Below are 3,551 nucleotides of genomic sequence, written 5' to 3'. Positions count from 1 at the left end.
TCGGCGGGGCCAACGATCAACGCCTTGTGAGAGGGCAGCCCCGCGAACCGCAGCCCCGAGAACGCGAAGAGGGCCGCGAGGACGGCCGCGTCTTCGGGCGCGTTGATCAGCAAAATCGGGAAGATCGCGTAGACCGCGAACCCGAGCGCGACGACCGGTTTGAGGCCGACGCGTTCGGCGGCCTTCGCGACCGGAATCATCGTCATCAGGGCGACCACCATCTCGATTCCCAGCAGGAGCCCGAAGTACGACTGCGGCGAGAGATCGACCGCGCCGACGGCCGGCAGGGAAACGGAGAGACCGACCTCGAGAAACCGCGTCACGACGATCACGAAGAAGACGTAGACCATCCCGTTCGCGAACCGGACGAGAGTATCGCCCACGAGCAGGGGTCGAAGCTCGTCGGGCATCGCCCGGAGGTCGGCGATGAGCTGTGACGCTCCCTCGAACTCTTTTCCGAAATCGTCGTCCGCGGACCGATAGAGGACGTGCTGGACGACGGTCCCGAAGACGCCGAAGACGACGGCGACGAGCAGGATGAGCTGGAACGCAGTGACGATCTCGCCGTCGCTCGAGCCGAACGGATAGAAGAGCGCGGCGGCGAACAGCGGGCCGACGAGGAAGGCGGTGCGGCGGAACGTCTCGGTGCTCGCGAAGCCGGCGGCCAGTTTCGAGGGCGAAACCGACTGCTTGACGATGGCGAACGTCGCCCCGAGCCCGAACGACTTCCAGGCCTGCGAGAGTGCCAATCCGACGAAGATCGCGACGATGGCCAGGGAGGTCGAGCCGATCGAGACGCCGGCGAGCGCGGGCGCACCGAGCCAGATACCGAAGCCGAGCGTCGAGCACAGGCCGAAGGCGGTCAGGGCGTACCGCGAGCCGATTCGATCGGAGATCGCCCCGCCCGGATAGGGATAGACGGCGCTGATAACGTTTCCGAACGTCCCGAACAGCCCGACGACGAATACGGACGCGCCCAGCGCCGACATGTACTCGGCCATGTATCGGCTCGTCATCTGGAAGCCGAGACTGAACGCGAACATCGCCACCGAGAGGACGAGCACGTCCCGCTCGAGCGCGAAGAACTGCCGGAACGGATCCAGCGGATCGGCCGATTGGTCCGCGGATTCCTGCTCGATACTCATGTGCGTCGCTTCGCAGGCCGGCGGCTTGAAATTTGATCCGTCGACCGACGATGGCGCCGGCGACGACGGCGCGGGAATACGACAAAGGGAAGGGCTCATTAGCCAGTAGTGTGAGATCCAGTACATGGCTTCGTGGAAGCGGGATTTCGCGAGCGGGCTCGTCGTCCTCGGCCCCATCCTCGTCACGCTCTACGCGATTTACTGGCTCTACGGACTCGTCGCCGGGCTGACGCCCGGTCTCATTCTCGACGCCGACGCGCTCCGGCCGCTCATCGCGGGCTCGAGCGATCAGGTCGTCCAGACGCGCGAGCAACTCGCGCAGTTCCTCCGCGTGATCGTCGCGCTGACCGTCTTCGTCATTCTCACGTTTTCCGTCGGCTATCTCATGCGGACGACCGTCGGCGGGCTGGTCGAACGGCTGGTCGACAACATCGCGAACCGCGTGCCCGTGATCCGCGTCGTCTACAACGCCTCGAAGATGGCCGCCGAGACGGCCTTCGGCGAGCAGGATTCGCTCCAGAAACCGGTCAAGATCGAGACCTGGGAGGGGTTGCGGATGACGGCGTTCAAGACCGGCAAGGTGACCGACGACGGCCGAGAGGTGCTCTTCTTGCCGACCTCGCCGAACATCACGACGGGGTACGTCGTCGAAGTCGAATCCGACGAGATCACCGAACTTGACGAGGACGTCGAGGACGCGCTCACTCGCGTCCTGAGCGCCGGCTTCGGCGACGCCAACCACCGCGGCATGGATGCCGGCATCTCCATCGACGTCATCGACGACGCGAAAGCGAAAGAACCCGACCGCGCCGGAACCGACCGCGCCGACGACGACTAAACACCGACCTTTTGCTCTGCGCTCACTCCCTTCGGTCGTTCGCTCGGCAAAAGCTCGAGCAAAAGCACTCCTCCCTCCCCTACGGGTCGGTCGTCGGCCCGCTCGCTCGGCCTTCGGCCTCGCTCGCGGTGAATGTCGGTCGACCGCCTGCCCTCCCCCGAGTCGCGCACCTCTCGCAGTGCTCGAGGCGCGCTCCCGGCCACAGTGATCACTCTCGAAGAGTAGAACACACCATCACAGACTCGAGCGCTCGCCCCCGGTCCCGAGATGGTTCGACGCGTTCTATGCCGCTAAAATGGCGCTTCTCACACGTCGACGTACTCGAACCACTCGTCGTACTCTTCGGAGCCTTCTTCGACGATCTCGAAGAACTTCTGCTGGATCTCTTCCGTGATGGGGCCGCGAGAGCCGTCCCCGATGACGACGTTGTCGACCTTCCGGATGGGAGTGACTTCGGCCGCGGAGCCGGTGAAGAACAGCTCGTCGGCCGTGTTGAGTTCGCCGCGCGAGAGTGAGACGTTGTCGTGGACGGTGTACCCCAGATCCTCCGCGATCCGAATGACGGAGTCTCGAGTGATACCGTCGAGGATCGACTCCGAGAGGCCGGGCGTGTAGAGTTCGCCGTCGCGCACGAGGAAGACGTTCTCGCCGGGGCCTTCCGCGACGTTCCCCTCCTTGTTGAGGACGATGGCTTCCGCGTAGCCGTTCCGGCGCGCTTCCTCGCCCGCGAGCATGCTATTGACGTAGAGACCGGTAGTCTTCGCGTTCGTCGGGATCTGGCTCGAGGCGTGTTTCCGCCACGAGGAGATCATCACGTCGATGCCGTTCTCGAGCGCCTCCTCGCCGAGGTACGCACCCCACGGCCACGCGGCGACGGCGGTCCGGGTCGGGCAGTCCTTGGGACTGACGCCCAGCGAGTTGTAGCCGTAGAAGGCGATCGGCCGGATATAACAGGAGGGAAGCTCCTGGCGCTTGATGAGCTCTTTCGTCGCCTCGGTGAGTTCCGCTTTCGTGAAGTCGATGTCCATCTCGTACGGTTTCGTGGACTGGAACAGGCGCTCGAGGTGTTCCTCCCAGCGAAAGAGCGCCGGTCCGTTTTCGGTGTCGTAACAGCGCGCGCCCTCGAAGACGCCCGACCCGTAGTGGAGTCCGTGCGTGAGCACGTGGACCTGCGCGTCGTCCCAGTCGACGAATTCGCCGTCCAGCCAGATCGTGTCGACGTCCATCTCGTCGAATCCCATGATCGGGAGTGTTGCAAGCCACCGTACTAAGTGTTCGCGGTTCCGCTCGAGGAACCGGTCTACCGGGCAACTCCGCGTTGTTCTCTCGGATCGCCGAAGGTGCGCTCCGGTTCGAAACGACGGCGACTACCGACAGCGTTCGAGGACCTCGCGCCCCTCGAGGTAGGCGAAGCCGTGTCGATTCGCGTAGGCGCGGGCGTCAGCGGGCGAAAGTGCCTCGCCGGTCTCGTCGTCGAGCATCTCGCAGACGACGACGGCGGGCGAGAGGTTGGCGCCCTCGGCCAGGGCGACCCCGAGTTCCGTGTGGCCCTCGCGCTGGGCGAGCAG

4 protein-coding genes are annotated in these 3,551 nt (G+C 64.9%); 1 reads left to right on the top strand and 3 read right to left on the bottom strand.

Going from position 1 to position 3,551, the window contains the following annotated elements:
• Nucleotides 1-1,145 (bottom strand): MFS transporter (locus PGX04_RS19985; RefSeq protein WP_273740119.1); only part of this gene is annotated, 1,145 nt, incomplete at its 3' end.
• Nucleotides 1,146-1,269: 124 nt separating this feature from the next.
• Here PGX04_RS19985 and PGX04_RS19980 point away from each other — a divergent pair.
• Nucleotides 1,270-1,983, top strand: coding sequence for a DUF502 domain-containing protein (locus PGX04_RS19980; protein ID WP_273740118.1), 714 nt, complete (start codon nucleotides 1,270-1,272; stop codon nucleotides 1,981-1,983).
• A gap of 305 nt (nucleotides 1,984-2,288) precedes the next feature.
• Here the strand turns inward: PGX04_RS19980 and PGX04_RS19975 are convergent, their stop codons facing one another.
• Entirely contained in the window at nucleotides 2,289-3,224 is a 936-nt protein-coding gene (locus PGX04_RS19975) for a branched-chain amino acid transaminase (protein WP_273740117.1), read from the bottom strand.
• A 126-nt stretch (nucleotides 3,225-3,350) separates the two neighbouring features.
• A partial coding sequence (locus tag PGX04_RS19970) for a 3,4-dihydroxy-2-butanone-4-phosphate synthase (RefSeq protein ID WP_273740116.1) occupies nucleotides 3,351-3,551 on the bottom strand: 201 nt, incomplete at its 5' end.

The sequence above is a fragment of the Natrinema soli genome, assembly GCF_028618695.1.
The sequence above is the reverse complement of the archived record's forward strand: the minus strand, read 5'-3'. Positions and strand labels throughout refer to the sequence as shown.

What these genes read in the sequence shown, in the direction of transcription:
- PGX04_RS19980 (WP_273740118.1), top strand. Translation starts at nt 1,270, where the DNA reads ATGGCTTCGTGGAAGCGGGATTTCGCGAGCGGGCTCGTCGTCCTCGGC.
- PGX04_RS19975 (WP_273740117.1), bottom strand. Translation starts at nt 3,224, where the DNA reads ATGGGATTCGACGAGATGGACGTCGACACGATCTGGCTGGACGGCGAA.